Source organism: Microcoleus sp. BROC3 (assembly GCF_036702515.1).
GTDB lineage: Bacteria > Cyanobacteriota > Cyanobacteriia > Cyanobacteriales > Microcoleaceae > Microcoleus.
Genome location: NZ_JAUBTQ010000011.1, coordinates 119,475 through 141,945 on the forward strand (window position 1 = coordinate 119,475; position 22,471 = coordinate 141,945).

Below are 22,471 nucleotides of genomic sequence, written 5' to 3' on the forward strand. Positions count from 1 at the left end.
AAGTTGCAACTTATATTAACCAATCTCAAGAAGGTAAGGTGCGCAGTGCGCACCCTACGTTTAGGAAGATTTCTGCGCAGTGCGCACCCTATGTTTAGGTTGTGATATAGAGGCAAATCTCTGTGCTGGGAATTTTTAGGCGATCGAGATTTCTGGCGACAAATAAACGTCTTGGATGGCGTTGAACAATTTTACGCCTTCTTCAAAAGGACGCTGAAAAGTTTTGCGCCCGGAAATTAAGCCGCAGCCGCCAGCGCGCTTGTTGATTACCGCCGTGCGAATTGCTTCTGCAAAATCGCTTTTCCCGGAAGCACCCCCGGAGTTGATTAAACCCATCCTTCCCGCATAACAGTTGAGCACTTGATAGCGAGTTAGATCGATCGGGTGATCCGTTGTCAAATCCGAATAAACGCGCTTGTCTGTTTTCCCGTAACTGTGGCCACTAGCTTTAGCAACAGCTTCGTAGCCGTTGTTGCATTCGGGCAATTTCTGCTTGATAATATCAGCTTGAATTGTCACTCCCAAGTGATTTGCTTGCCCGGTCAAATCTGCTGCAACGTGATAATCTTTGTCTTGTTTAAAGATATCGTTGCGGAGATAGCACCATAAAATTGTCGCCATTCCGTATTCGTGAGCGTGTGCAAAAGCCTGACTGACTTCTTGGATTTGCCTCGTCGATTCCGGCGAACCAAAATAAATTGTTGCTCCGACTGCAACTGCTCCCAAATTCCAAGCTTGCTCGACAGAAGCAAACATTATTTGGTCGTATTGATTGGGATAAGTCAGCAATTCGTTGTGATTGAGCTTGACAATAAAAGGGATTTTGTGCGCGTATTTGCGAGATACGCTTCCCAAAACTCCTAGGGTAGTTGCGACAGCATTGCAGCCAGCCGAAATTGCTAATTTAATGATATTTTCGCTGTCAAAATAGATGGGATTCGGTGCAAAAGAAGCGGCGGCAGAGTGTTCGATTCCTTGGTCTACCGGCAGGATGGATAAATAGCCGGTATTCGCCAAGCGTCCGCTAGAATAGAGTTGCTGAAGCGATCGCAAAACTTGGGGAGAGCGATCGGTTTGAGCAAAAATGCGATCGACCCAATCCGGGCCCGGCAGGTGCAACAAATCTTTAGAAACTTTCGCTTGATGGGCGAGCAAGTCTTCGGCTTCGTCGCCAAGCCAAGATTCGATCGAACTGGGAACTGATAGTGTAGCTGTCATACAGATTTCCCTCTCAATTTCAATTGCAGGCTGATGATTGCAAACATTAACCTTGCTGATATTGTAGCGAAAAAATCATATTTTCCATCCCGTCAACGCTAGACCCAGTTTTTAACAAGTTAGCGACAACAGCAACTAGGACGCGCTACTCTATAATAAGCTGGCAGTTCAGCCGGATCGGCGCTGCCAGCGATCGCCGATCGATTCACAACTTTGCCATCACAATGTCACACACTTACTTTGATTCTGAAAACGGTCACAAATCCTTCGAGATGCCCGGTGCTCGGCCGCATTACAACCCCGATCGCCCCGGTCAAGTAGAGCATATTTTCCTCGATTTAGTGCTGGATATTCCCAAACAAAGCTTTCGCGGCACTTGCAGCATCCGCCTCAATCCAGTCCGCAGCGGCATTGACAAATTAACATTAGATGCAGTAAACCTCAATATTAAATCGGTAAAAATTGGCGAAAAAGATCAAAATTTCGACAGCGACGGCGAAGTGCTGCAAATTCAACTGCACGAACCAACAGAAGCTTACCAACCAATTACTATTGCGATCGAATATTCGGTCGAAAAACCCCAGCGCGGTCTCTATTTCGTCGGCCCGGAGAAACACTACCCAGACAAACCAACTCAAGTTTGGACTCAAGGCGAAGACGAAGATTCCCGTTTCTGGTTTCCCTGTTTCGACTATCCCGGACAGTTGGCAACTTCGGAAATTCGAGTGCAAGTTCCGAGACAACTATTTGCTATTTCCAACGGCGAATTAATTAGTACAAAAAACGAAGGCGACGATAAAATTTATCACTGGTCTCAAACCCAGGTACACCCGACGTATTTAATGACATTAGCAGTCGGAGATTTTGCCGAAATTAAAGACGAATGGAACGGCAAACCAGTTAATTATTACGTGGAAAGAAGCCGCGAAGCAGACGCTAAGCGCAGCATGGGCAAAACGCCTCAAATGATTGAATTCTTCTCTAAAGCATTTGGCTATCCTTACCCTTTTCCCAAATACGCTCAAGTCTGCGTCGATGATTTTATCTTCGGCGGTATGGAAAATACTTCGACAACTTTGCTAACAGATAGGTGCTTGTTAGATGAACGTGCCACCCTCGACAATCGAGGTACTGAAAGCTTAGTTGCTCACGAATTAGCTCACCAGTGGTTCGGGGATTTAGTAGTAATTAAACATTGGTCTCATGCTTGGATAAAAGAAGGCATGGCTTCTTATTCCGAGGTGCTGTGGACTGACAAAGAATACGGTAAAGAAGACGCGGCTTACTATATGTTAAATGAAGCCCGCAATTATTTAGCTGAAGATAGTTCCCGCTACCGCCGCCCGATCGTTACTCACGTTTACCGCGAAGCAATCGAATTGTACGATCGCCATTTGTACGAAAAAGGTGCTTGCGTTTATCACATGATTCGCGCCGAGTTGGGCGACGAATTATTTTACAAAGCAATTCATACTTTTGTGCGGGATAACGCTCACAAAACTGTAGAAACTATCGATTTGCTCAGGGCGATAGAAAAGGCTACCGGTCGCAATCTCATGTTTTTGTTTGACCAGTACGTTTATCGTGGCGGTCATCCAGATTATAAAGTTAGTTATTCCTGGGATGGCGACAGCAAATTAGCAAAAGTTACTGTGACCCAAACTCAGGTAAAAGATAGCAAAAATGGCAACGGCAACAGCAAAGAGGTCTTTGACCTAAAAATTCCCATAGGCTTCGGTTACAAGCCGGAAAAAGAGGCAGAAGATAACAGTTATGCCCGTTCTACTGCTAACCTAAAAACTTTCACCGTCAGAATATACGAACGCGAGCAAAGCTTCTATTTCCCCCTAGAAGAGAAGCCGGCGTTTATCAGTTTCGATGTCGGCAATAGTTACTTAAAAACAGTTGTTTTAGAGTATGGAATTGCGGAACTCAAAGCTCAGTTACAATTCGATCCAGACCCGGTTTCCCGGATTTACGCGGCCCAAGCTTTGGCGAAAAAAGGAGGGCTGGAAGCAGTGAAAACGCTGTCAGAAGTTCTCAAGAAAGAGCCGTTCTGGGCAGTTAGGGCGGAAGTTGCCGGTCAGTTAGTTGAAATTAAACTCGACCAAGTTTTTGAAGGTTTAGTAAGTGGTTTAAAAGATAAAGATGCTCGTGTGCGCCGCGCTGTGGTGAATGCGCTGGGTAAAATCCAAACTCACGAAACTTATAAAGCGCTGAGGTCGATCGTCGAAAAAGGCGACGACAGCTATTATGTAGAAGCTGCTGCGGCGAGTGCTATGGGCTCGATTGCAGGGGCTAACCCCGACGAAAAACCGACAGACGAACAGGTACTGAAAGAGTTAAAATTGGTGCTGAAAGAGCGTCAGGGCTGGAATGAGGTAGTGCGATCTGGTGCTATTTCCGGTTTGGCGCAAATGAAAACTTCTGAAGACGCGCTGAATCTAATTTTGAAATACACAGCCGCTGGTACTCCGCAAGCTTTGCGCTTGGCTGCAATTCGATCTTTGGGCACAATTTCGACTGGTCAAACCAAGGTCAATTTAGAACGGATTTTGCAGCGATTGGCAGAATTATCTAAAGAGACATTTTTCTTGACTCAAGTTTCTGTAGTAGCGGGATTAGGACAAATGCAAACTCGCAAAGCAATTCGCATTTTGCGTTCTTTAGCTGACCAAACTCCCGACGGCAGAGTCCGCCGCATGGCTGATGAAGCTGTGCAAAGAGTGCAGAAAAATGCTGGTTCTGATGCAGCGGTAAAGCAGTTGCGGGAGGAATTAGACCAGGTGAAAAAGGAAAATCAAGATTTGAGGAGTCGGATGGAAAATTTGGAGGCTAAGGCGAAGAAAGATTAGGTGTAAAACCCCAGACCGGCGCAGATCGAGGCAGATATTGGCGATCGGCTTTTATCTGCGTTTCGGTAGAGGATTGTGCGCGGTTATTACAATAATATTGTTATTCAGTGGGAGTGGATTTAAATTGGCTACTTTTCACAGATGGGAAAAGCCAACTCTCTCTATTCTCCACTTTATTGTTGTCTCAACTGGGGAATTATCTAGAATCAGGATGCAGTTTTTATTTTTTAGTTGTCAACCGTTCATGAGGTTACAGCAGCTTTTGCACCTCGAATTCTTGCAGAAATCATGAGTATAAAAATCGCTTTACTGGTCGCTCAATCGGGGGTAATTCCCTATCGCATTCAAGACGGACAAATTGAAGTAATGCTGATTACTTCTTCTGCTAGCAAGCGCTGGGTGATTCCGAAAGGATTAATTGAACCTGATATGACTCCCCAAGATTCCGCTGCCAAGGAAGCTTGGGAAGAAGCAGGTTTGTTGGGTAAAGTATTCCCGGATTTGCTTGGAACTTACGAGTATCAAAAGTCCGGCTGTACTTGTCAGGTAGGAGTATTTTTAATGCAAGTGCAAGCAGTTCTAGAAATTTGGCCGGAAGCTAGCAAGAGAAAGCGTGAGTGGGTAAGTATTCCTAAAGCAATTAAGCGGGTTAATGAACCGGAACTCAAACTCATTTTGGGGGATTTGCCGAATCGGTTCTGGTGAAGAGTAATCGGTAAGGGCGGGCTTACCAATACTTTGGTTTTCAACCATAAATTCGGGTGAACTCGCTAAAAGAACAACTTGACTGAAGACTATATGCTGTAAGATTCTGGAGATGCGATCGCCCGGAGCCATCTCCTGAGATGACCAACCTTAACCCAATTAAAATTCTCTCCCTCAATGACCTGCGCGATAACAAGCCAGAACGTCCAGGCTGGTCACTCACCTTCGGAGCCATCTGTGCAGATGCAGCCGCCGTTTGCCTCGACGATGGAGGACACTCTATCCCTGTGACGCTGACAATCGAGGGGATTCAACCCTGTGAAATCCAAATTCAATGGGATGCGATCGATGATACTATCCGTCGGTTCAACGCCGATCGGGAAGTTGCCACTGAATATGGAGCCTACGGTATCGCGGCGCTCATCATGCCTCACCTCACTGGACTCACCATCATCGAACGCTCTGTCAAAGGTAAAGGGTTAGGTTTTGACTTTTGGCTTGGTTCGCTCGAAGATCCAGGCACGCTATTTCAGCGCAAAGCCCGCTTAGAAGTCTCCGGGATTCGTAAAGGTTCTGACAGCATTATTCAAGCCAGAGTTAACATCAAATTAGAACAAATCCGCCCTTCAGATGACGTAGCTCCTGGCTATGTATCTGTAATTGAGTTCGGTACTCCCAAAGCACGGATCGTCAAAAAATGCAGACCGTAGAAGCCCTTCACCACGAAGCAATGGAACTGGTCGATCGAGCCGTTCTCGCCCGTCAGTGCGGTGATATCGACCAAGTGACTGCACTCACCAGAGCCGCCTTTGCAAAAGAACGGGCGGCAGCGGATTTAGTAGCAAACGAATGGGATTTTGAGCCTACTCGTTCTATACTGCATCGGAGCGCCGCCGTACTTGCCATTGAGTGTACCCAACTCCGGGAAGCAGAACGGCTGATTGGACGCGCCCTCGCAGGCAACCCTCCCAGGGACATTGCTGATGAACTGCGTGACCTGCTTATAGAAGAAATTTACTCGCAGCGCCAAGCGATTGGAGCTTAATTTATTTAAGCGTTAGCTGAGAGGAAAGGAATACTTTCGGCTAAGTTATCCTTAACTTCAATTCCCTGTTTTTTAGCCCAAAACTGACTCAAAAAGTGAATTTGCCGCAAGCCGACAACTAAATTTAAACCGGGTACAAAAAGCCACCAAACTGTTAGCGGTTCTTTGATTCCTTCTTGGCGGTACAATTCGTTAACTGTGTTGTAAAGTTTGAACTGCACGATGTAAATCCAAGCAATACCGAGGAGGGAAAACCAACCAAACCATCCGGGAACGTCAGGATCGAATATCCGCAAAGCTTGGGGGACGGCTACTCCTAAAACAAAGGGAAGCAAGCAAAGAGTTCCCGACCAACCGCTGCCGTTATAGCGACGCAATTCTTCTTGAATAATCCATTTGTACCATCCGTAATATATCAGCAAGCTGACTCCAGACAGCAAAATTACTCGCCACAAAGAGCGCGGTTTACCTAAAGGTTTGTCGGACATATTTAGATGTAAGATATGAATGGCTGTCTTGATTGTATTAACATTTGTTAATTATTGCAAAATCATTTCTCGAATCGATCGCGCTGTTGCAGGGGCCAGCAGAACACCGTTGCGATAGTGGCCGCTGGCGATGAGAATGCGATCGTTACCGGGAAGCGTCTCGATAATTGGGGCCGGCCGCCCTTCCGGCCGCGGGCGCAATCCAGACCATTTCCTGATGATTGAGGCGAATGCTAAGGCCGGACAAAGTGATCTCGCCCTCGCCATCACTTGCGCCAACATATCAGCATTTGCCTGAATTTCCCCGCCATTTTCGGAAAACTCCACCGTCGCCCCCACCCAAAATTCGCGATCGCCCACAGGCACAATGTGAACGTCATCGCAAGTAATTACCGGGCTAAAATCTGGGTTTCCTACAGGATTGCGCGTCAGCAAATGCAGCGCTTGTCCCAACACCGGGCGAATGTCAACCAACTGATTTAACGATGCAGTCACAGCAGCAGAACCCAAACCAGCGCAGACAATTAGTCGATCGAAATTTTCAGCAACAGGCAAGATGCCTGTTCCACAAGACTTATTGACAGCAATGGAAGATGGGAGTTGAATCCCAGACGCCTGAGAATTCAACTCAGTAATGCCTTCAACTTCCACCCCAAACTCAAAATTAACTCCTTTGAGTTTAGCAGCATCAACCAAAGCCAAAGTTAGCGCCGTCGGATCGACTTGCCGATCTTGAGGCGAATAAATCGCAGCAATAATCCGATCGTTTAAATAGAGATGAGGGCAGAGTTCGCGCACTCGTTCCACATCCCAAAGTTCCAATTGCCAACCTTGAGATTCGCGCGTTGCTATCAATTTTTCCCACTTACTTAAATCCTCTCCCTCCGAACAAAGCATTAAAATTCCTTGTTTGTTAAAAGGAATTTTTCGCCCCGTAACTGCTTCCAATTCTGGAACCAAAGTTTCGTAGCGCTGAAGGCTGGTTTCCCTCAACTGCCAATTTCTGCCCTTAGTTTTGTGGCTGATAACTCCCATCAAAACACCGAGTGCAGCGCCAGTAGAACCTTGTGCCGGCGGCTGTTTGTCGAATACAGTAACTTTCAGTTCGGGAAATTGACTTAGTTCAAAGGCGATCGACGCCCCAATAATACCGCAACCAATAATTGCAACGCGAACCATTCAATTTTAGATTTTAGATTTTAGATTTTAGATTTTAAATTAACTGCTTCCTAGGTTCTGCCCATATAAGCCTTTTTCGGGCGGGCAAGATGCCCGCCCCACAAGAAAACTGATTCTTTCTTTGTGGAACAGGCATCTTGCCTGTTCTTGACAATGATACAAGATGTGAGTTAAGGCTAATTAAGCTTTAGGAATTAGCTGCAAGAAGCTATCGAAATCATTGACAGCTTTTTGATAGCTGGCCGTGACTTTTGCATAGTCAAGGTCTTTAGCAGCAAGATCGATGTTAACCAAATCTGCAAACAAACTCTTGGTCAAATCAACAGCTTGTTGTTGAGACTTAGGCAATAAACTCGCAGAGACCGTTTTCATGGTGTTGCGCAAGTCGCCTAGAGGCCCGTGAATGTAAGTTCTGGTATCAACCCAATTTCGGTTTTGAATTAGGGTGCCCAATTTGTCCATGCGCGATCGGAACTCTGTCAGGGTAGGAACATAGCGCTCAATTTGCTGGATTTGGGCTGCTGTGTAAGTCGTGGGAATTTTTGCTTCGACACTGCTGCAACTGACCAGAAATGCCATCAAAAACGCCATCATCAAGGCCAAAAATGAACGGGGACGAGTCATATCGATTTTAGATTTTAGATTTTAGATTTCTCGTTCTCAGGCTTGGCCTGGGAATGCAGATCGGCGAGGCTTTGCTTCGCTGACCTAGCACCGAGACTTATGTACAAAATATTATTTTACCTCCTGGCGGCGCAGAAAAGTTATCAGAGCATCGCCAACTTTTTCTGACCAATGTTCTTGAGGATAATGCCCCGCTTGTTCCAGTGTGACTAACTCTGCATTTTGCAGGGAACCCACTAGCTTTTGAACTGGTTCAACACTCAGCCAAGGATCTGTCAAACCCCAGACAAATAAAGTTGGTCGAGTCCATGCTTTCAAGCCGGATTCAATTTCGGCCATTGACTGGGGCAATTGAATATTGCGGACAGTATTCATCAGCGATCGACCTGCATCCGAACTCTTCAAAAACGGGCGGCGGTAAACATCTAAATCCTTGTCTGATATCGTCTGCCGGCTGCCGCCTTCGAGAGTTCTGTCTACCAAAAGCGGGTCTTGCGTCATCATGTCGCCAATAAAAGGCAGTCCCAACTGCTGCATTTTCCACGGCAATTTGATATCTGCTGAAACTGGTGTATTGATGACAGCTAAACGCTCTATTTTATCGGGATTTCGCAAAGCGTACTGAATGCCGGCCGAAGCTAAAAATCCTTGGACAACCAGGTGAAACCGTTTTAATTCTATAGCTTCAATAAAACCAGCGAGGGACTCAACAAAAGCATCGGGAGTGTAGGCAAAGTCGCGCTTGTCTGGTTTTGTCGATCGCCCGTAACCCACCCAATCTGGGGCGATCGATCTAAATCCGCTTGCTGCCAAATCCGGCATCATTACAGTCCAGGTAAAACTCTGGGACGGCAAACCGTGCAGCAGCAGTACGGGCGGTTTCTCAGTTTCGTTAACCGGATTTGTTTCCCGATAAAACCATTGCAGCGGGCCTACTTCAACTATTTTCTCATCAATTAACATTATTTTACTTGTTATTTATTAAACAATAAGGCGGGTATTCCCCGCCCTACTTACCTAATAGTTGGGTGCACACATAGTACCTTACCCAACTAATTACAGCCGCACTTAGAAATTCATTTCAGCAGCTTGAACTTTTTCGACCTGTTTCTTCTTGAGAACCAGCATAATTTGAGCCAACATGGTCAAAGCCACGAAAGCGATCATTCCTTGAATGCGAGTAGCACTTTGCAGCACAATCTCCACGTCTTTTTGACCGAAGCCGCCCACATTAGGATTGCTCGTCAAAAGTTCGCCTGCTGCAACTGTTTGTCCTTCGGAAACAATCAGTTCTGGGCCAGCAGGAATCGTATCAACAACTGCTGCACCTTCTGCCGGTTGAATTGTCACTTCATAACCGCCAGCTTCCTGTTGGGCAATCTTAGAAACGCTGCCAGCTACCGAAGCATTGTAAACAGTATTATTGCTCTTTTCGCCAGTAGGATAAACCTGACCGCGGCCGCGGTTGCCACCAACATAAATTTGGTATTTGCCGTAGTGAACAGACTTGTCTGTTTCCGGATTCGGCGACAAAACTGGGAATACCAATTCTTTGTACTGTTCTCCCGGTACTGGGCCCACTAAAACAATATTTTCTTGGGTTTCGCTGTAAGGTTGGAAGTAAAGATCGCCGACTTTTTCCTTCATTTCTTCGGGAATTCTGTCAGCGGGAGCAATTTTGAAACCTTCGGGCAACATCACAACTGCGCCGACATTCAAGCCGCCTTTGCTGCCATCGCCGACAACTTGCTGCACGCTAGTATCGTAGGGAACTTTGACAATAGCTTCAAACACCGTATCTGGCAAAACAGATTGCGGTACTTCAACTTCAGTCGGTTTTGCACCGAGGTGACAGTTAGCGCAAACAATGCGGCCTGTTGCTTCGCGGGGAGTAGCGGGTGCTGTTTGCTGAGCCCAGAAAGGGTAAGCAAATGCTGCTTGGGGAAGTGCGATGTCGCTGGTGAGGAAAAATGCTGCGGCTGCGATCGCAATTAAGGCTGTTTTCGCGATCGTCCTGGCACTGCGGCGAAATATCGCAGATAAATTAGTTTGTGGCATTAGAGTATTCAATCTCAAAGGTCAGACAATTTTGGATTTTGGATTTTGGATTTTGGATTTTGGATTTTGGATTTTGAGACTGCTTTAGGGATGCAATTATCTGTGGTTTTCACCATTCACCCCCTATCTAAAATCTCAAATCTAAAATCCAAAATAGTTTAAGACCACCAAGGTGCTTCGCCGGTGCGGAAATCAGTTTCTTTCCAAGGGGTAAAAGCGATCTTGTCATCTGCGACAGTGGCGTGGGCCAGGGCCAGAGACAAAGGCGCGGGGCCGCGCACCACTTTGCCCTCATTGTTGTATTGAGAACCGTGGCAAGGACAGATAAACTTGTTTTCGCTAACATTCCAAGGCACGACGCAACCCAAGTGAGTGCAAACTGCATTGATGCCGTAGTCGGCGAGAGATTGGTCTTTTTCCACCACAAGATAAGTGGGGTCGCCTTTGAGACCTTGGGCTAAGGTGCGATCGCCCGCAGGGTGCGATTCCAAATATTTGCTAACGATGATGTCGTTGCCCAAGGCATCTTTAGCCGTCACCCCGCCGCCAACTGCCCCACTCGACGGAGGAACAAAATACTGGACAACGGGATAGAGTGCGCCCAGTGCCACACCTGTGACTGTACCGAACGTCAGCAAATTCATAAATTGGCGACGCCCCATATCGGGAACATCGGGATTTCCAGCAGAAGATTGAGCCATGACCTGCCTTTACGGTTTTAAGTTACGTTTGTTTGTTAGCTGTTAGCGAACCTGTACGTGCAGAGGAAGGAGGATAATTGCCGTTAATCTGCTAGCACAAATTTTAGGCCGCGAAAATTCCTTTTAAGAATGCGCCTTCCAGCTTTTATTAGAGTATTATTACATTTTTTGAACTTTGTCTTTTATTGTTTAAGGAATTAACTCAGGAGCCACCATGACGGGTCAGGATTTACACCAGCTAATGCTTGAGAAATGGGGAAAATCTTACGATATCAGATTGCGGCGGACGCGGGGCAAGATTTTTGTCCAAGTTATGTGGAAGTATCTCGAACAGGCGTCTTTTCCGATGACGGAGGCTGATTATTTGGAGCATTTGGAGGCGGTGGCCAATTACCTCAACGCCTGGGGGAGCACCGAACAGGTGAAAGAGTATATCGCCACTACCCGCGATCGCCCCCGCTTGGGCAAAGCTGTCAGCGTTCCCTTAGATTTGGGTGAAAGAGCCTCGGAGTGGTTGCTAGACGAGTTTTGAGCCGTCAGTCTATGAAAGATTAAAGATTAAATATTAAAGAATTGACTCCACAGCGGCAAACCGGGGGCGCTGCCACTGTCAGTCAATTTGCGATTTGCGATTAAATAACTGACTCCACAGCCGGAAACAGGGGCGTTCCCTAAAGTTTTGTGTCCGGCAGAGGCTGGATTTTGCGATCTCAAAGTCCCGAAAATCGATCGGTCAGCTTGTGGGCCGACTTGCCGGCGGTAACGAATCAACCTGTCGCGCATCTAATTTACACAGTTGTTGTGATTGAAACCGTGAGGGTGGCGGTCTTTCCGGTGTGCCCCCTGCTGTTGGATTTAAATGCCGCAACAGTTTGTGAGGCTTTTTTAATTTTGGGCGATCGGACTTGCGACGCTGACCAAAATCATCGGAACCAATTTCTGTCAACAATTTCACATACAATGAGTGTCAGATATCTTGTGAAATTTAGGAGAATGTTGTAATGGGTGTTGCAGTTGGAATGGTTGAAGTCTTAGGATTTCCCGCTGCCGTAGAAGTTGCAGACTCAATGGTGAAAGCAGCCCGAGTTACTTTAGTTCGCTATGAAAAGATAACCCGCGCTTACTGGACAATTATAGTTCGAGGAGATATCTCTGAAGTCCAAGCAGCCGTTGCTGCTGGAATTGAATCAGTTAAAAAGGTCGATGGCGGAAAGTTGCTATCGTATCACATAATTGCTCGTCCCCACGAGAATCTCGATTACATTTTGCCGATCGGCTACACTCCCGAAGTAGAACAGTTCCGAATGTAGTCAAAGTTTTGACAAAACTTTGGTGTTGAATTTTAACTTTTAGTAATTATAGAGGCGCGGGCGATCGCGTCTCTATATTTTTTATCAACCTTAAAATTGAGCGATCGCCCAATACTCAGCAAGAAATTACCATCACGCGGAAAATATTTATAGGACTAATGTAAAATTAGCAATTAACCATTAGCAATTTGGATGACTACCAGTCTGCGAACTTATCTGTTGCCTCAATTAAACAGGTGCGAATTCCCGGTTCGCTCATCGAATGTCCGGCATCGGCAACTACAATGAACTCAGCTTCAGGCCAAGCACGATGCAGTTCCCACGCCGACATCATCGGACAAACAACATCATATCTTCCCTGAACGATAACCGCCGGAATCTTGCGGATGCGATCGATATTTAAAAGCAATTTATCTTCCGGATCGATAAATCCCTTATTGATAAAATAATGGCACTCTATTCTGGCAAACGCCTCCGCGAAAGCATGAATTCCAAACCTTTGCTTTAAATCTAAATCTGGAAATAATCTACTCGTACTCCCTTCCCAAATTGACCAAGCACGAGCCGCTTCTAATCTAATTTGAGCATCTGGACTCGTCAAGCGTTGGTAATAAGCTGTTACCAGATCGTCCCTTTCATTTATGGGGATAGGTTTAACATATTCCTCCCAAGCATCCGGGAAAATATAACTTGCTCCTTCTTGATAAAACCAGCGAATTTCTTTTTGTCTCAACATAAAAATGCCCCGCAAGATTAAACCCTTGCAACGGTCGGGATGGGTTTGACTGTAAGCTAAAGATAGAGTGCTTCCCCAACTACCACCAAAAACAACCCATTGATGAATATTTAAATATTCTCGAAGTTTCTCAATATCGTTGACTAAATCCCAAGTGGTATTTTCTTGCAATTCTGCATGAGGTTTACTTTGACCGCATCCGCGTTGGTCAAACATCACCAAACGCCACTTTTCCGGGTCAAAATATTGTCGATAAAAAGGCGGACATCCACCTCCTGGTCCCCCGTGTAGCAACACAATAGGTTTTCCCTCTGGGTTGCCAGACTCTTCAAAATGAATGGTATGGAGGTCAGAAACTTTGAGTTCTCCTTCGTTATAAGGTTGTCTAGGCGGGTAAAGTTCTCGCATTTTTTCAATGATTTATAACTCGATAGTGTTTATTTACATCATTAAGAAATCACCGTCCTAAAAGCTTTACCAAACCAACCCCGCCAAAATACAAGCTCAGCACCGCACCTCCTAAAAGACTTTGCGTTAAAGGGTCAGTAGAAGGCGTTAACACCGCTCCCAAAACTGCCGCTCCCAAGACTACATAACGCCAGCCGGAGAGCATTTGGTTGGAAGAAACTATGCCCAAAACGCCGAGCAATACTTGGACGATCGGGATTTGAAAAGCTAAGCCGGTGCTGAACATTAACAGCAGCACAAATTTAAAGTATTTGTCGATCGACCACAACTGCTCTACAACATCCGCTCCATAGCTAACAAAGAAGTTGAGCGCCGCCGGAATCAGAGCGATGTAAGCAAATACTAAACCGCCCAAAAATAGGAAACTCGAACCGAAAAACACCGGCCCCAGCAACCTGCGTTCTTTGCGAGTCAAACCGGGGAGAACAAACAGCGCTATCTGGTAAAAAATAAACGGACTGGCGATCAGCAAACCGCTGTATCCGGCTACTTCGATAGAAACAAAGAAATACTCGCCGGGAGCTAGTTGCAGAAACTTCACTGGCCCTGCCGGTACTTCTAGCAGTTGCACGATGGGTTTTACTGTGAAAAAGCAACCGATTACAGCGATTACTACTGCAATTAGCGAGTAGAAAAGTCGCATACGCAATTCTTCTAAATGCTCGAACAAAGACATCTCAACTTCGTCGGGAAGTTCGTCGAGAAATTCGTTTTCTAAGTTGCGGGAACCTATCGCACCGCCTGCGATTGGTGCAATGCTGTTTTCCGGGCTAATTGCTTCTAGGTTGTTGTCGGAACCTTGTTCGGATGTCTCCAAGTTTGAGGGAGCAGTCATAGGGAATGGGTAATTGGTAAGGGGTAATTGGAAATTGGTAATTGGTAATTGGAAAGGGGTAAATGAGAATAGTTATTTCATAATTGCTCCGACTTCCTTCTTCATTCTTGATTCTGACTTCAGCAGCAGAAGGAACGATCGATCATTAATCCGTGTAGCGGTGTCAAAACCCGTGTCGTGCCTTGATTATTCAATCACGATCGCAATTTTGCCGATCGCGCGGCCCGTTTCGCTGTAAGCGTGGGCTGCTGCTACTTCTGCTAAGCTGTAAGTGCGATCGACAATCGGCTCAACTTTATCAGATTCTATTAATTCCCGCAAACTTCCTAAATCGCTGGTGTTGGCATTGGCAACAATTAATTTAGCTTTTTTACCCGATATAAACCAGCTCGTTAACATCGGTGCGAGGTTGTCTAAACTCGGCAAAGTCGAGATATAAACTCCCTCGGATAGCAGCACTTTTTCGCATTCAGCAAATGTTCTTGTCCCGACAGCATCTAAAATTATATCATATTTATCGGTTTGTTCAGTAAAGTCAATTTCTTCGTAATCCAGGACAAAATCGGCTCCCAAACTCTTGACAACTTCTCTATTTTTAGCACTGCAAACTCCCGTTACTTCCGCATTCATTGCTTTCGCAAATTGCACGGAAAAAGTGCCGACTCCGCCGGAAGCGCCGTTAATCAATACTTTATTTCCTGCTTGAATTTGACCCAAATCCCTGAGCGATTGCAAAGCCGTTAAACCTGCAATCGGTACTGCTGCTGCTTCTGTATGAGTGATGTTTTTAGGTTTAATTGCCGCACTCGATTCTGCGACGGCGGCGTATTCGGCACAAGCACCGCCATTCAGGGGATTTAAGAAAGTATAAACTTCATCTCCGGGTTGAAATTGGGTGACTTCCCTGCCGACTTCTAGCACAACTCCCGATATGTCAGAACCGACAATTCGAGGAAAGTTAAATCCTGTCAATAGTTGCAGGTGTCCTTGCCGGATTTTCCAGTCTACGGGATTGACGCTGCTAGCGCGAACTCGCACTAACAATTCGTTGGATTTGGCGATCGGCTTGGACAATTCTCGGTACTGCAATTCCTCGGCGGAACCGTAGCGATCGAACGCAACTGCTTTCATGGCAAACTTTCCGGTCTATTTGTAATAGAACACTCAATCCTTTACAATTACAGCACATTCCATCTAAATGTGACATAGTAAATTGAGCCAGCCTTGTAGCAGCGGGCGATCGACTGTTGGAGTTGCAGGCCTCCTGACAGGGCGCAACCGTGAGACAATCACTCCACTGGCTGAGTGCGATCGACCGGCTCTACCTCATCCTACCGATTGGCGATCGGCAATAAACCTAGTTTATGGGTCATTACCTGTTAAAAGAATCAGATTTAACGATCGCCCGCAACGAATTTTTCTCAAGGATCGAGCAAAATATCAGGATATTCTTGATGCGAAAAATACCCATGCCTTGCTCGCGATCGAGGTTTTATCCCAGACTGACACAAGAGAGATAATTGGACGGCTAGCGATTAAAGTTAATAGGAACAGGGCGGGCGATCCCATAACCCTGAGCATAATCTACTCCTATCTCCCGCAATTTTTCTAAGATAGTCTCGTCTTCGACAAACTCAGCCACAGTTTCAATATTCATGGAATGGGCAATGCGATTAAAGCCTTCAACTATCGCTTGAGAAATCAAATTATGATTAATATTCTTGACAAAAGCACCATCAATTTTTAGATAATCAACTGGTAAATTGAACAGATACGCAAATGAACTCAATCCACTCCCAAAATCATCTAAAGCAAAGCGACAGCCAATTTTTTTAAGTTCGCTTATGAAATATCTGGCTTGCTCAAAGTTAGCGATCGCTGCGGTTTCTGTGATCTCAAAACCAATGGTGTGTGGGGGAACTTGGTAGCGAGGAAACTGTTCGATTAAAAACCTCAGAAACTGATTGTTACTAATGCTAGCACCAGAAAGATTTATCGTATACAAGCCTCGACCGACAAGATATTTTTCCGGCAAATTGTGATACTTTGAGAAAAAATTTTCAATTACCCAACAATCTATTTCAGTTATCAAGCCGTAACGCTCGGCAGCAGGAATGAACTCATTTGGAGATACTATTTTTCCATTTTCATCCAGCATTCTTAACAAAATCTCATAATGCTCTACTAATGGTTGAGACTTAATAGAGACAATCTTTTGGTAGTAGAGACAAAAACGATTTGTTTCTAGCGCTCGGCTGATTTTGGAAACCAACTGCCTCTCACCACGTTGTTTAATTAGTTCGCCATCATCTAGACGATAAATATGAACACAGTTGCGCCCTCTGGCTTTGGCGGCATAACAAGCTGCATCAGCAGCTCCCAGAAGCTCCATCAAATCTTGGCTGGTTTCGTCAATGGCAACAACTCCAATGCTGACTCCGATGATAAAAGTTTGGCCATTCCAAATAAACCGAAACTGATGCACTAGGTCTTTGAGATTTTCCGCAATCTGAGCTGCTTGAGAGATCGGACATTGAGAGAGCAAAATACCAAATTCATCACCTCCCAAGCGAGCCAGCATATCATTAGCACGGACTCCCTTTTGAATAAGTGCGGTGATTTGGCGCAGTAGCTCATCGCCAGCAATATGACCTACGGTATCGTTAACGACTTTGAACTGATCTAAATCTAAATAACAGAGAGCGTGCTGCTGATTGCTATCTTGAACAGAAGCGATCGCCTCAACTAGGTGCTGCTCAAATCTTCGACGGTTGATTAACCCTGTCAGGGAATCGTGACTGGCTTCCCAAGAGAGTTGACGGGTGAGATAGCGCGATTCAGTAACATCATGAAAGACCATGACGGCCCCGATAATTTTACCTTGGCGGTCTCGAATCGGTGCTGCCGAGTCAGCAATCGGATACTCGTTTCCATCATGGGCAATCAGAATAGTATTGTTAGCTAAGCCCACAATTCGCTCCTCTAATAGAGCCTTGTTTATAGGATTCTCTACTGGCTGTCGCGTTACTTGATCGACAATTATGAACACTGTAGAGAAAGGAACTCCTTTAACCTCATGAGTCTTCCAGCCTGTCAGTCGCTCAGCTATAGGATTGAAATATCTGACATTACCTTGGGCATCTGTAGTAATGACCCCATCGCCAATTGATTGCAGTGTTACTTGAGCCAATTCCTTTTCGGCAAAAAGAGACTCTTCGAGACGTTGCCGTTCTTCAATTTCTTTCAAAAGACGTAAATTCTGCTTTTGGAGTCTTTGTTGCAGCCTTCCGATAGTTAGGTGGGTTTCGACACGAGCTAATACTTCTTCGACTTGAAATGGCTTAGCAATATAATCTACCCCTCCCGCGGCCAGCCCTTGAACCTTATTAAAAGTTTCATTCAGCGCACTCAAAAAAATTATTGGAATGTCTGCGGTGCGAGGGTCAGATTTTAATTGTTTACAAACTTCATAGCCATCAAGATCGGGCAATTTAATGTCGAGTAAAATTAGCTCCGTCGATGGCGATTGGGCGGCTCGGATCGCCATTGCCCCTGTTATAGCACTGCGAACTTTATAACCCTCGGCTATCAAAGTATCCCGGAGAAGACGCAGATTATCAGGCAAATCGTCAACAATTAAAATATTGCCTCGGTAGTTTGTAGCTGCATCGCTACCCCGATCGCTAGTTCTATCGATAATCATACTGATTTCCATAGTTTCTTGCTAGACGACTATAAACATATGCACAAATAGTATAGTTGAATTATTAGGTTATAAAGCTCACTTGACGCAGAAAGAAGTCCCGCGATCCCCGAGATCTTGGGGTGGCAAGGGGACGCAGCCCTACAAAATCTGAATAGTTCGGTTAGGGGCAGTCCCCCCGTGGTTGCCCTTCTTCGCTTCGCCTAACATCAGAAGAAGAGTATTTCAACCCAAGCAGCCGATTTATGAACAAGCGCATTTCTCAAATGGCAAGCCTACTCGTCATTGCGATCGGGTGTCTCGTGCTGCTTGGTTGGCAATTTGACATCTCCCTACTCAAAAGCGGTTTTCCGGGTATGACTTCGACCATGAAAGCAAACACAGCACTTTGCTTTTTGTTGGCTGGAGTCTCTTTGAGATTGTTGCAGTACCAAAGAACCAGACTCGACGATCGTATCGCTCAATGGATGGCAAGATTTATAATCATCATCGGTATGCTGACGCTGAGCCAGTATATTTTTGGTTGGAAGCTGGGTATTGATGAGTGGCTTTTCCGAGATTTCGAGTCTTCAGCGACTCCTGATCCGGGAAGAATGGGAGTAAATACCGCCCTAAATTTTGTGCTGATGGGAGTAGGATTGTTACTGTTAGGGCAAAATTCCCAACGACACACTTGGTTGGCTCAGATTTGTAGTAGTGTTGCAGCTTTAATTTCTCTACTAGCTTTATTTGGACACATATTCACTGTCGATATTTTTGAACGGTTGGTCACAATTACGACGACTCAACCCATAAACACGATCGCCACCTTTTTCATCCTCTATGGAGGAATTTTATTGCTCCGCCCCAAGGAAGGATTAATGCAAGTGGTAACCAGTCCCCAGGTCGGCGGAGTAATGGTTCGGTGGTTGCTGCCTTGGGGGACGATCTTTCCCGTCACACTGAACTGGTTCACTCTTCAGGGACAAAAATTAGGCTGGTATAACGCTAATTTTGGCTATACATTGCGTTCAGCTATTATGGTTTTCACGTTCTCAATTCTGATCTTGGGGACGGCTCGATTTTTGAACCAGATAGATTACAAGCGCCAACAAGCCGAAGCAGAAATTAAAAAACTTAACGAAACTTTAGAAATTCAGGTGGCTCAACGAACAGATGCTTTACAAAAATCGCAGGCTCGTTTTGCCGGAATGCTAGAAATAGCCAATGATGCAATCATTTCAGTCGATCGCGCTCAACGCATTACCCTGTTTAATCAAGGGGCGGAAAAGATTTTTGGCTATAAAATGGAGGATATTTTAGGGGAGCCACTGAATTTACTGCTGCCAGAACAGTTTAGAGATGCACATCCGCAGCATATCAAACAATTTGCACACTCTTCTACCAGAGCGCGAAGAATGGGAGAACGAGGCGAGATTTTGGGTCGTCGTCGAGATGGAACGCAGTTTGCGGCTGAAGCCTCTATTTCTAGGCTGGAAATGGGAGACGAAACGGTATTTACTGTTATTCTGCGCGATATTAGCGATCGCAAGCAAGTAGAAGCATCGCTGGCTCACATGGCAGCGATTGTGGAATACTCTGGTGAGGCAATTATTAGCAAGTCATTAGACGGCATCATTTTAAGCTGGAACAATGCAGCAGAAAAAATCTTTGGCTACAAGGCTGAAGAAATCATAGGACAATCGATCCTCATTCTAATTCCATCCAATCTTACCTACGAAGAACAACAAATCCTAGAAACTCTTCGACAAGGAGAAACGATTGAAAACTATGAAACCGTGCGTGTCCGCAAAGATGGACAGCTTATCCACATATCTTGTACCATATCACCTCTGAAGGACGCAAAAGGCATAATTATTGGGTGTTCTGTAATTAAACGCGACATCACAGAGCGCAAACGAGCTGAAATAAATCGCAAACAAATTGAGATGGCTTTACGAAACAGTGAAGAGCAGTTTCGCCATGCCTTTGAAGATGCCTCTATCGGAATGGCGCTCGTTTCACTTGATGGGCACTGGATTAAAGTCAATCCTGCCTTATGTCAGATTATTGGCTACTCCTCAGAAGAGTTGTTAGCGTTAACTTTCCAAGAGATTAGCCATCCTGACGATTTAGAAGTGGATCTTAGTTATTTAGCTCAGCTATTAGCAGGAACAATTTCAACTTACCAACTAGAAAAACGGTATTTCCACAAGCAAGGACATATTATTTGGATTCTCCTTAATGTATCGCTAGTACAAAATGAAGAGGGAAACCCCCTGCACTTTATTTATCAAATCCAAGAAATTACCGATAGAAAAGAAGCTCAAAAAACGCTAGAAATTCAAAGCATTATTATGAATAACATGGCAGGAGGAGTGTGTTTGATCAAAGCCTCAGACCTCACGGTCGTCTACACCAATCCTACCTTTGACGCTATGTTTGGCTACACAGATGGCGAACTCGCAGGTCAATCCGTTAGTGTCTTGAACTATGTCGATACAAAGGTTACACCAGATGTAACCGTTCTAGATATCGTCACTCAAATTCAACAGACCGGGGAAGCGAAATATGAAGTCCAAAATAAAAAGAAAGATGGAACTCTCTTTTGGTGCAGAGTTCATACATCCAGGTTTGAACATCCTGAATACGGAACTGTATATGTTGCCGTTCAGGAGGACGCAACAGAGCTAAAACTGGCTGAGCAAGCCTTGCACGCTACCACAAATCGCCTCAACTTTCTCCTAAATTACAGCCCCGTTGTCATTTTTAGCAGTAAATCTGCCGGCGATTATGGAGTAACGTTCATCAGCGAAAATATCAAAGATGTATTGGGCTACGAAAGCAGGGAGTTTTTAGAAGATTCAAAATTTTGGGTGAATCACTTACATCCCGATGATGTAAAACCAGTGGTGAATGGCTTAGCAAATCTATTCGTTAATGATTTTTACTTCCACGAATACCGTTTTCGTCGCTCAGATGGGGTTTATCGCTGGATGCTGGGTCAGCTTAGGCTAATTCGAGATGGTTCAGGTACACCAGTAGAAATCTTGGGATATTTAATTGACATTAGCGATCGCAAACAAGCTGAGTTGGAATTTCACCAGGCAAATGAAGCAAACCAAGCCAAGACTGTCTTCCTAGCCAATATGAGCCACGAACTCCGCACCCCCCTCAACTCAATTTTGGGATTCACGCAATTGATGAGCTATGAGAGCAATCTGACTCGTTCTCTCCAAGAACGTTTAGAGATTGTCAATCGTAGCGGTAGACATTTATTAGACTTGATTAACGATATTTTAGATTTATCCAAAATAGAGAGCGGACGGATGACTCTCAATCTTTCTGACTTTGATTTGACAAACTTTCTGACATCTATTGAAGAAATGCTGCAATTTAGAGTCCAATCTAAAGAATTACAGCTAGTTGTCGAGCAAGATCCCGAGCTACCCAGATTTGTGCATACTGATGAGAAAAAACTATATCAAGTCTTGACCAATCTACTTAGTAATGCGATTAAGTTTACCAAGCAAGGAAGCGTCAACCTACGAGTAAGAGCAACACAAAGAGACCAAACATCTTGTCACCTATGTTTTGAAGTTGAGGATACAGGCGTGGGAATTGCCCCCACAGAAATGGATAAATTATTTAAGGTATTCGTGCAAGCCCAAGCTGGGAATAATTTGAGTCAAGGCAGCGGGCTTGGTTTAGCGATCAGTCAAAAACTCGTCAAACTCATGGGCGGTAAAATTCGCGTTAAAAGCACTTTAAACCGAGGTAGCACTTTTTCCTTTGAGATTCGCGTACAGTTACCTCAAACAGAATCCTTACCCCCAGAATCAATTAATCAAAGAGTAATTGGTTTAGCTCCCGGACAACCGACTTACCGCATTCTTGTTGTTGAAGATTTAGAAGAAAATCGCCGCTTGTTAGTCGATAGCCTTACCTCGGTTGGTTTTGAGGTGAGAGAGGCAAAACAAGGAGTGGAGGCACTCTCACTGTGGGAGAGTTGGCGGCCGCACCTGATTCTGATGGATTTGCGAATGCCGATCGTGGATGGCTACACTGCTATTAAATATATTAGAAAACGCCCTCAGAGCCAAGAAACAGTGATTATTGCTTTAACTGCCAGTGTTTTTGAAGAAGAGCGAGAGAAAGTTCTTATGGCGGGCTGTAACGACTTTATAAGCAAGCCATTTCAGCAGAGAGACATCTTTGACAAAATCGCTCAATATTTGGGAGTGCAATATATCTACGAAGTCGTAGAACAAACTTGCAAAAAACTATTGGTTGAAACCCTGTCTGTAGAAGATATATCCGTGATGTCCCCTCAGTGGTTAGAACAAATGTATCACGCCGCTTACTATCTCGATACCGAAGTTATGAACGAATTAATTGTACAAATTCCCGAATCTAAAGCAGGTTTGTCCAAGGCACTAACTGATTATATCAATAATTTTAATTCTGACCGGATTATGGAGTTAATTCGACCTCTGCTGCCGAATCCACTGTAGTTATCGAGTTTAAGGACAAAAAAGCTATAGTGCTGTCAGCAATGGCTATATTT

At 45.0% G+C, this 22,471-nt stretch carries 19 protein-coding genes; 7 read left to right on the forward strand and 12 right to left on the reverse strand.

Annotated features, from left to right (window positions below):
- Nucleotides 1–135 precede the first annotated feature (135 nt).
- Nucleotides 136–1,218 (reverse strand): class I fructose-bisphosphate aldolase, encoded by a 1,083-nt coding sequence (locus tag QUB30_RS09775; protein WP_333332484.1) that lies wholly within the window; start codon nt 1,216–1,218, stop codon nt 136–138.
- Nucleotides 1,219–1,442: 224 nt separating this feature from the next.
- On the opposite strand from QUB30_RS09775, the gene QUB30_RS09780 reads away from it, so the two are divergent.
- The 4 genes from QUB30_RS09780 to QUB30_RS09795 all read left to right on the forward strand — a co-directional run bounded on the left by QUB30_RS09780 (nt 1,443) and on the right by QUB30_RS09795 (nt 5,823).
- The gene (locus QUB30_RS09780; RefSeq protein ID WP_333332488.1) at nt 1,443–4,073 is read left to right on the forward strand and encodes a M1 family metallopeptidase; all 2,631 of its coding nucleotides are present in this window, start codon (nt 1,443–1,445) and stop codon (nt 4,071–4,073) included.
- A gap of 288 nt (nt 4,074–4,361) precedes the next feature.
- Complete coding sequence (locus QUB30_RS09785; RefSeq protein WP_333332491.1) at nt 4,362–4,778, forward strand: NUDIX hydrolase; 417 nt, start codon at nt 4,362–4,364, stop codon at nt 4,776–4,778.
- A 140-nt stretch (nt 4,779–4,918) separates the two neighbouring features.
- The gene (locus tag QUB30_RS09790; protein WP_333332494.1) at nt 4,919–5,488 is read left to right on the forward strand and encodes a hypothetical protein; all 570 of its coding nucleotides are present in this window, start codon (nt 4,919–4,921) and stop codon (nt 5,486–5,488) included.
- A complete protein-coding gene (locus QUB30_RS09795) occupies nt 5,476–5,823 on the forward strand; it encodes a hypothetical protein (RefSeq protein WP_333332497.1) in 348 nt (115 codons plus the stop codon). Before QUB30_RS09790 ends, QUB30_RS09795 begins: the two co-directional genes overlap by 13 nt.
- Before the next feature lie 5 nt (nt 5,824–5,828).
- On the opposite strand, the gene QUB30_RS09800 is transcribed toward QUB30_RS09795, so the two are convergent.
- From QUB30_RS09800 to petC, 6 genes are all read right to left on the reverse strand, one after another.
- The gene (locus tag QUB30_RS09800; RefSeq protein ID WP_333332500.1) at nt 5,829–6,311 is read right to left on the reverse strand and encodes a hypothetical protein; all 483 of its coding nucleotides are present in this window, start codon (nt 6,309–6,311) and stop codon (nt 5,829–5,831) included.
- 51 nt (nt 6,312–6,362) lie between these two features.
- Nucleotides 6,363–7,490: an FAD-dependent oxidoreductase gene (locus QUB30_RS09805; RefSeq protein WP_333332503.1), complete on the reverse strand. Its 1,128-nt coding sequence runs from the start codon at nt 7,488–7,490 to the stop codon at nt 6,363–6,365.
- Between the two features lie 180 nt (nt 7,491–7,670).
- Nucleotides 7,671–8,114: a photosystem II protein PsbQ gene (gene psbQ / locus QUB30_RS09810; protein ID WP_333332506.1), complete on the reverse strand. Its 444-nt coding sequence runs from the start codon at nt 8,112–8,114 to the stop codon at nt 7,671–7,673.
- Nucleotides 8,115–8,225: 111 nt separating this feature from the next.
- Entirely contained in the window at nt 8,226–9,077 is an 852-nt protein-coding gene (locus QUB30_RS09815; protein WP_333332508.1) for an alpha/beta fold hydrolase, read from the reverse strand.
- Nucleotides 9,078–9,182: 105 nt separating this feature from the next.
- Complete coding sequence (petA, locus tag QUB30_RS09820) at nt 9,183–10,172, reverse strand: cytochrome f (RefSeq protein WP_333332511.1); 990 nt, start codon at nt 10,170–10,172, stop codon at nt 9,183–9,185.
- A 158-nt stretch (nt 10,173–10,330) separates the two neighbouring features.
- Complete coding sequence (gene petC / locus QUB30_RS09825) at nt 10,331–10,873, reverse strand: cytochrome b6-f complex iron-sulfur subunit (RefSeq protein WP_333332514.1); 543 nt, start codon at nt 10,871–10,873, stop codon at nt 10,331–10,333.
- 214 nt (nt 10,874–11,087) lie between these two features.
- On the opposite strand from petC, the gene QUB30_RS09830 reads away from it, so the two are divergent.
- Complete coding sequence (locus QUB30_RS09830; protein ID WP_333332517.1) at nt 11,088–11,405, forward strand: DUF3067 family protein; 318 nt, start codon at nt 11,088–11,090, stop codon at nt 11,403–11,405.
- 26 nt (nt 11,406–11,431) lie between these two features.
- On the opposite strand, the gene QUB30_RS09835 is transcribed toward QUB30_RS09830, so the two are convergent.
- Entirely contained in the window at nt 11,432–11,656 is a 225-nt protein-coding gene (locus QUB30_RS09835; RefSeq protein ID WP_333332520.1) for a hypothetical protein, read from the reverse strand.
- Between the two features lie 218 nt (nt 11,657–11,874).
- Here QUB30_RS09835 and QUB30_RS09840 point away from each other — a divergent pair, with 218 nt between their 5' ends.
- Nucleotides 11,875–12,183 (forward strand): carbon dioxide-concentrating mechanism protein CcmK, encoded by a 309-nt coding sequence (locus QUB30_RS09840; RefSeq protein WP_106149684.1) that lies wholly within the window; start codon nt 11,875–11,877, stop codon nt 12,181–12,183.
- Between the two features lie 196 nt (nt 12,184–12,379).
- Here QUB30_RS09840 and pip read toward each other — a convergent pair whose 3' ends face one another.
- From pip to QUB30_RS09860, 4 genes are all read right to left on the reverse strand, one after another.
- Nucleotides 12,380–13,327 (reverse strand): prolyl aminopeptidase, encoded by a 948-nt coding sequence (gene pip / locus QUB30_RS09845; protein ID WP_333332523.1) that lies wholly within the window; start codon nt 13,325–13,327, stop codon nt 12,380–12,382.
- Nucleotides 13,328–13,376: 49 nt separating this feature from the next.
- The gene (gene tatC / locus QUB30_RS09850) at nt 13,377–14,222 is read right to left on the reverse strand and encodes a twin-arginine translocase subunit TatC (RefSeq protein WP_333332526.1); all 846 of its coding nucleotides are present in this window, start codon (nt 14,220–14,222) and stop codon (nt 13,377–13,379) included.
- A gap of 186 nt (nt 14,223–14,408) precedes the next feature.
- Nucleotides 14,409–15,353, reverse strand: a complete 945-nt coding sequence (locus tag QUB30_RS09855; protein ID WP_333332529.1) for an NAD(P)-dependent alcohol dehydrogenase — start codon at nt 15,351–15,353, stop codon at nt 14,409–14,411.
- Nucleotides 15,354–15,750: 397 nt separating this feature from the next.
- On the reverse strand, nt 15,751–17,925 hold the full coding sequence (locus QUB30_RS09860) for an EAL domain-containing protein (RefSeq protein ID WP_333332532.1): 2,175 nt from the start codon (nt 17,923–17,925) through the stop codon (nt 15,751–15,753).
- Between the two features lie 245 nt (nt 17,926–18,170).
- Here QUB30_RS09860 and QUB30_RS09865 point away from each other — a divergent pair, with 245 nt between their 5' ends.
- Nucleotides 18,171–22,418 carry a PAS domain S-box protein gene (locus QUB30_RS09865; protein WP_333332535.1) on the forward strand — a complete coding sequence of 1,416 codons (4,248 nt, stop codon included), beginning with the start codon at nt 18,171–18,173 and terminating at the stop codon, nt 22,416–22,418.
- The last annotated feature ends 53 nt before the right edge of the window (nt 22,419–22,471 follow it).

Bases quoted from the DNA above. Each gene is read 5' to 3' on its own strand.
- QUB30_RS09835 (WP_333332520.1), bottom strand. From the start codon at position 11,656: ATGCGCGACAGGTTGATTCGTTACCGCCGGCAAGTCGGCCCACAAGCT.
- pip (WP_333332523.1), bottom strand. From the start codon at position 13,327: ATGCGAGAACTTTACCCGCCTAGACAACCTTATAACGAAGGAGAACTC.
- QUB30_RS09830 (WP_333332517.1), top strand. From the start codon at position 11,088: ATGACGGGTCAGGATTTACACCAGCTAATGCTTGAGAAATGGGGAAAA.
- QUB30_RS09805 (WP_333332503.1), bottom strand. From the start codon at position 7,490: ATGGTTCGCGTTGCAATTATTGGTTGCGGTATTATTGGGGCGTCGATC.
- QUB30_RS09815 (WP_333332508.1), bottom strand. From the start codon at position 9,077: ATGTTAATTGATGAGAAAATAGTTGAAGTAGGCCCGCTGCAATGGTTT.
- QUB30_RS09865 (WP_333332535.1), top strand. From the start codon at position 18,171: ATGAACAAGCGCATTTCTCAAATGGCAAGCCTACTCGTCATTGCGATC.
- QUB30_RS09775 (WP_333332484.1), bottom strand. From the start codon at position 1,218: ATGACAGCTACACTATCAGTTCCCAGTTCGATCGAATCTTGGCTTGGC.
- QUB30_RS09855 (WP_333332529.1), bottom strand. From the start codon at position 15,353: ATGAAAGCAGTTGCGTTCGATCGCTACGGTTCCGCCGAGGAATTGCAG.
- QUB30_RS09785 (WP_333332491.1), top strand. From the start codon at position 4,362: ATGAGTATAAAAATCGCTTTACTGGTCGCTCAATCGGGGGTAATTCCC.
- QUB30_RS09790 (WP_333332494.1), top strand. From the start codon at position 4,919: ATGACCAACCTTAACCCAATTAAAATTCTCTCCCTCAATGACCTGCGC.
- QUB30_RS09840 (WP_106149684.1), top strand. From the start codon at position 11,875: ATGGGTGTTGCAGTTGGAATGGTTGAAGTCTTAGGATTTCCCGCTGCC.
- QUB30_RS09860 (WP_333332532.1), bottom strand. From the start codon at position 17,925: ATGATTATCGATAGAACTAGCGATCGGGGTAGCGATGCAGCTACAAAC.
- QUB30_RS09780 (WP_333332488.1), top strand. From the start codon at position 1,443: ATGTCACACACTTACTTTGATTCTGAAAACGGTCACAAATCCTTCGAG.
- psbQ (WP_333332506.1), bottom strand. From the start codon at position 8,114: ATGACTCGTCCCCGTTCATTTTTGGCCTTGATGATGGCGTTTTTGATG.
- petA (WP_333332511.1), bottom strand. From the start codon at position 10,172: ATGCCACAAACTAATTTATCTGCGATATTTCGCCGCAGTGCCAGGACG.
- QUB30_RS09800 (WP_333332500.1), bottom strand. From the start codon at position 6,311: ATGTCCGACAAACCTTTAGGTAAACCGCGCTCTTTGTGGCGAGTAATT.
- petC (WP_333332514.1), bottom strand. From the start codon at position 10,873: ATGGCTCAATCTTCTGCTGGAAATCCCGATGTTCCCGATATGGGGCGT.
- tatC (WP_333332526.1), bottom strand. From the start codon at position 14,222: ATGACTGCTCCCTCAAACTTGGAGACATCCGAACAAGGTTCCGACAAC.
- QUB30_RS09795 (WP_333332497.1), top strand. From the start codon at position 5,476: ATGCAGACCGTAGAAGCCCTTCACCACGAAGCAATGGAACTGGTCGAT.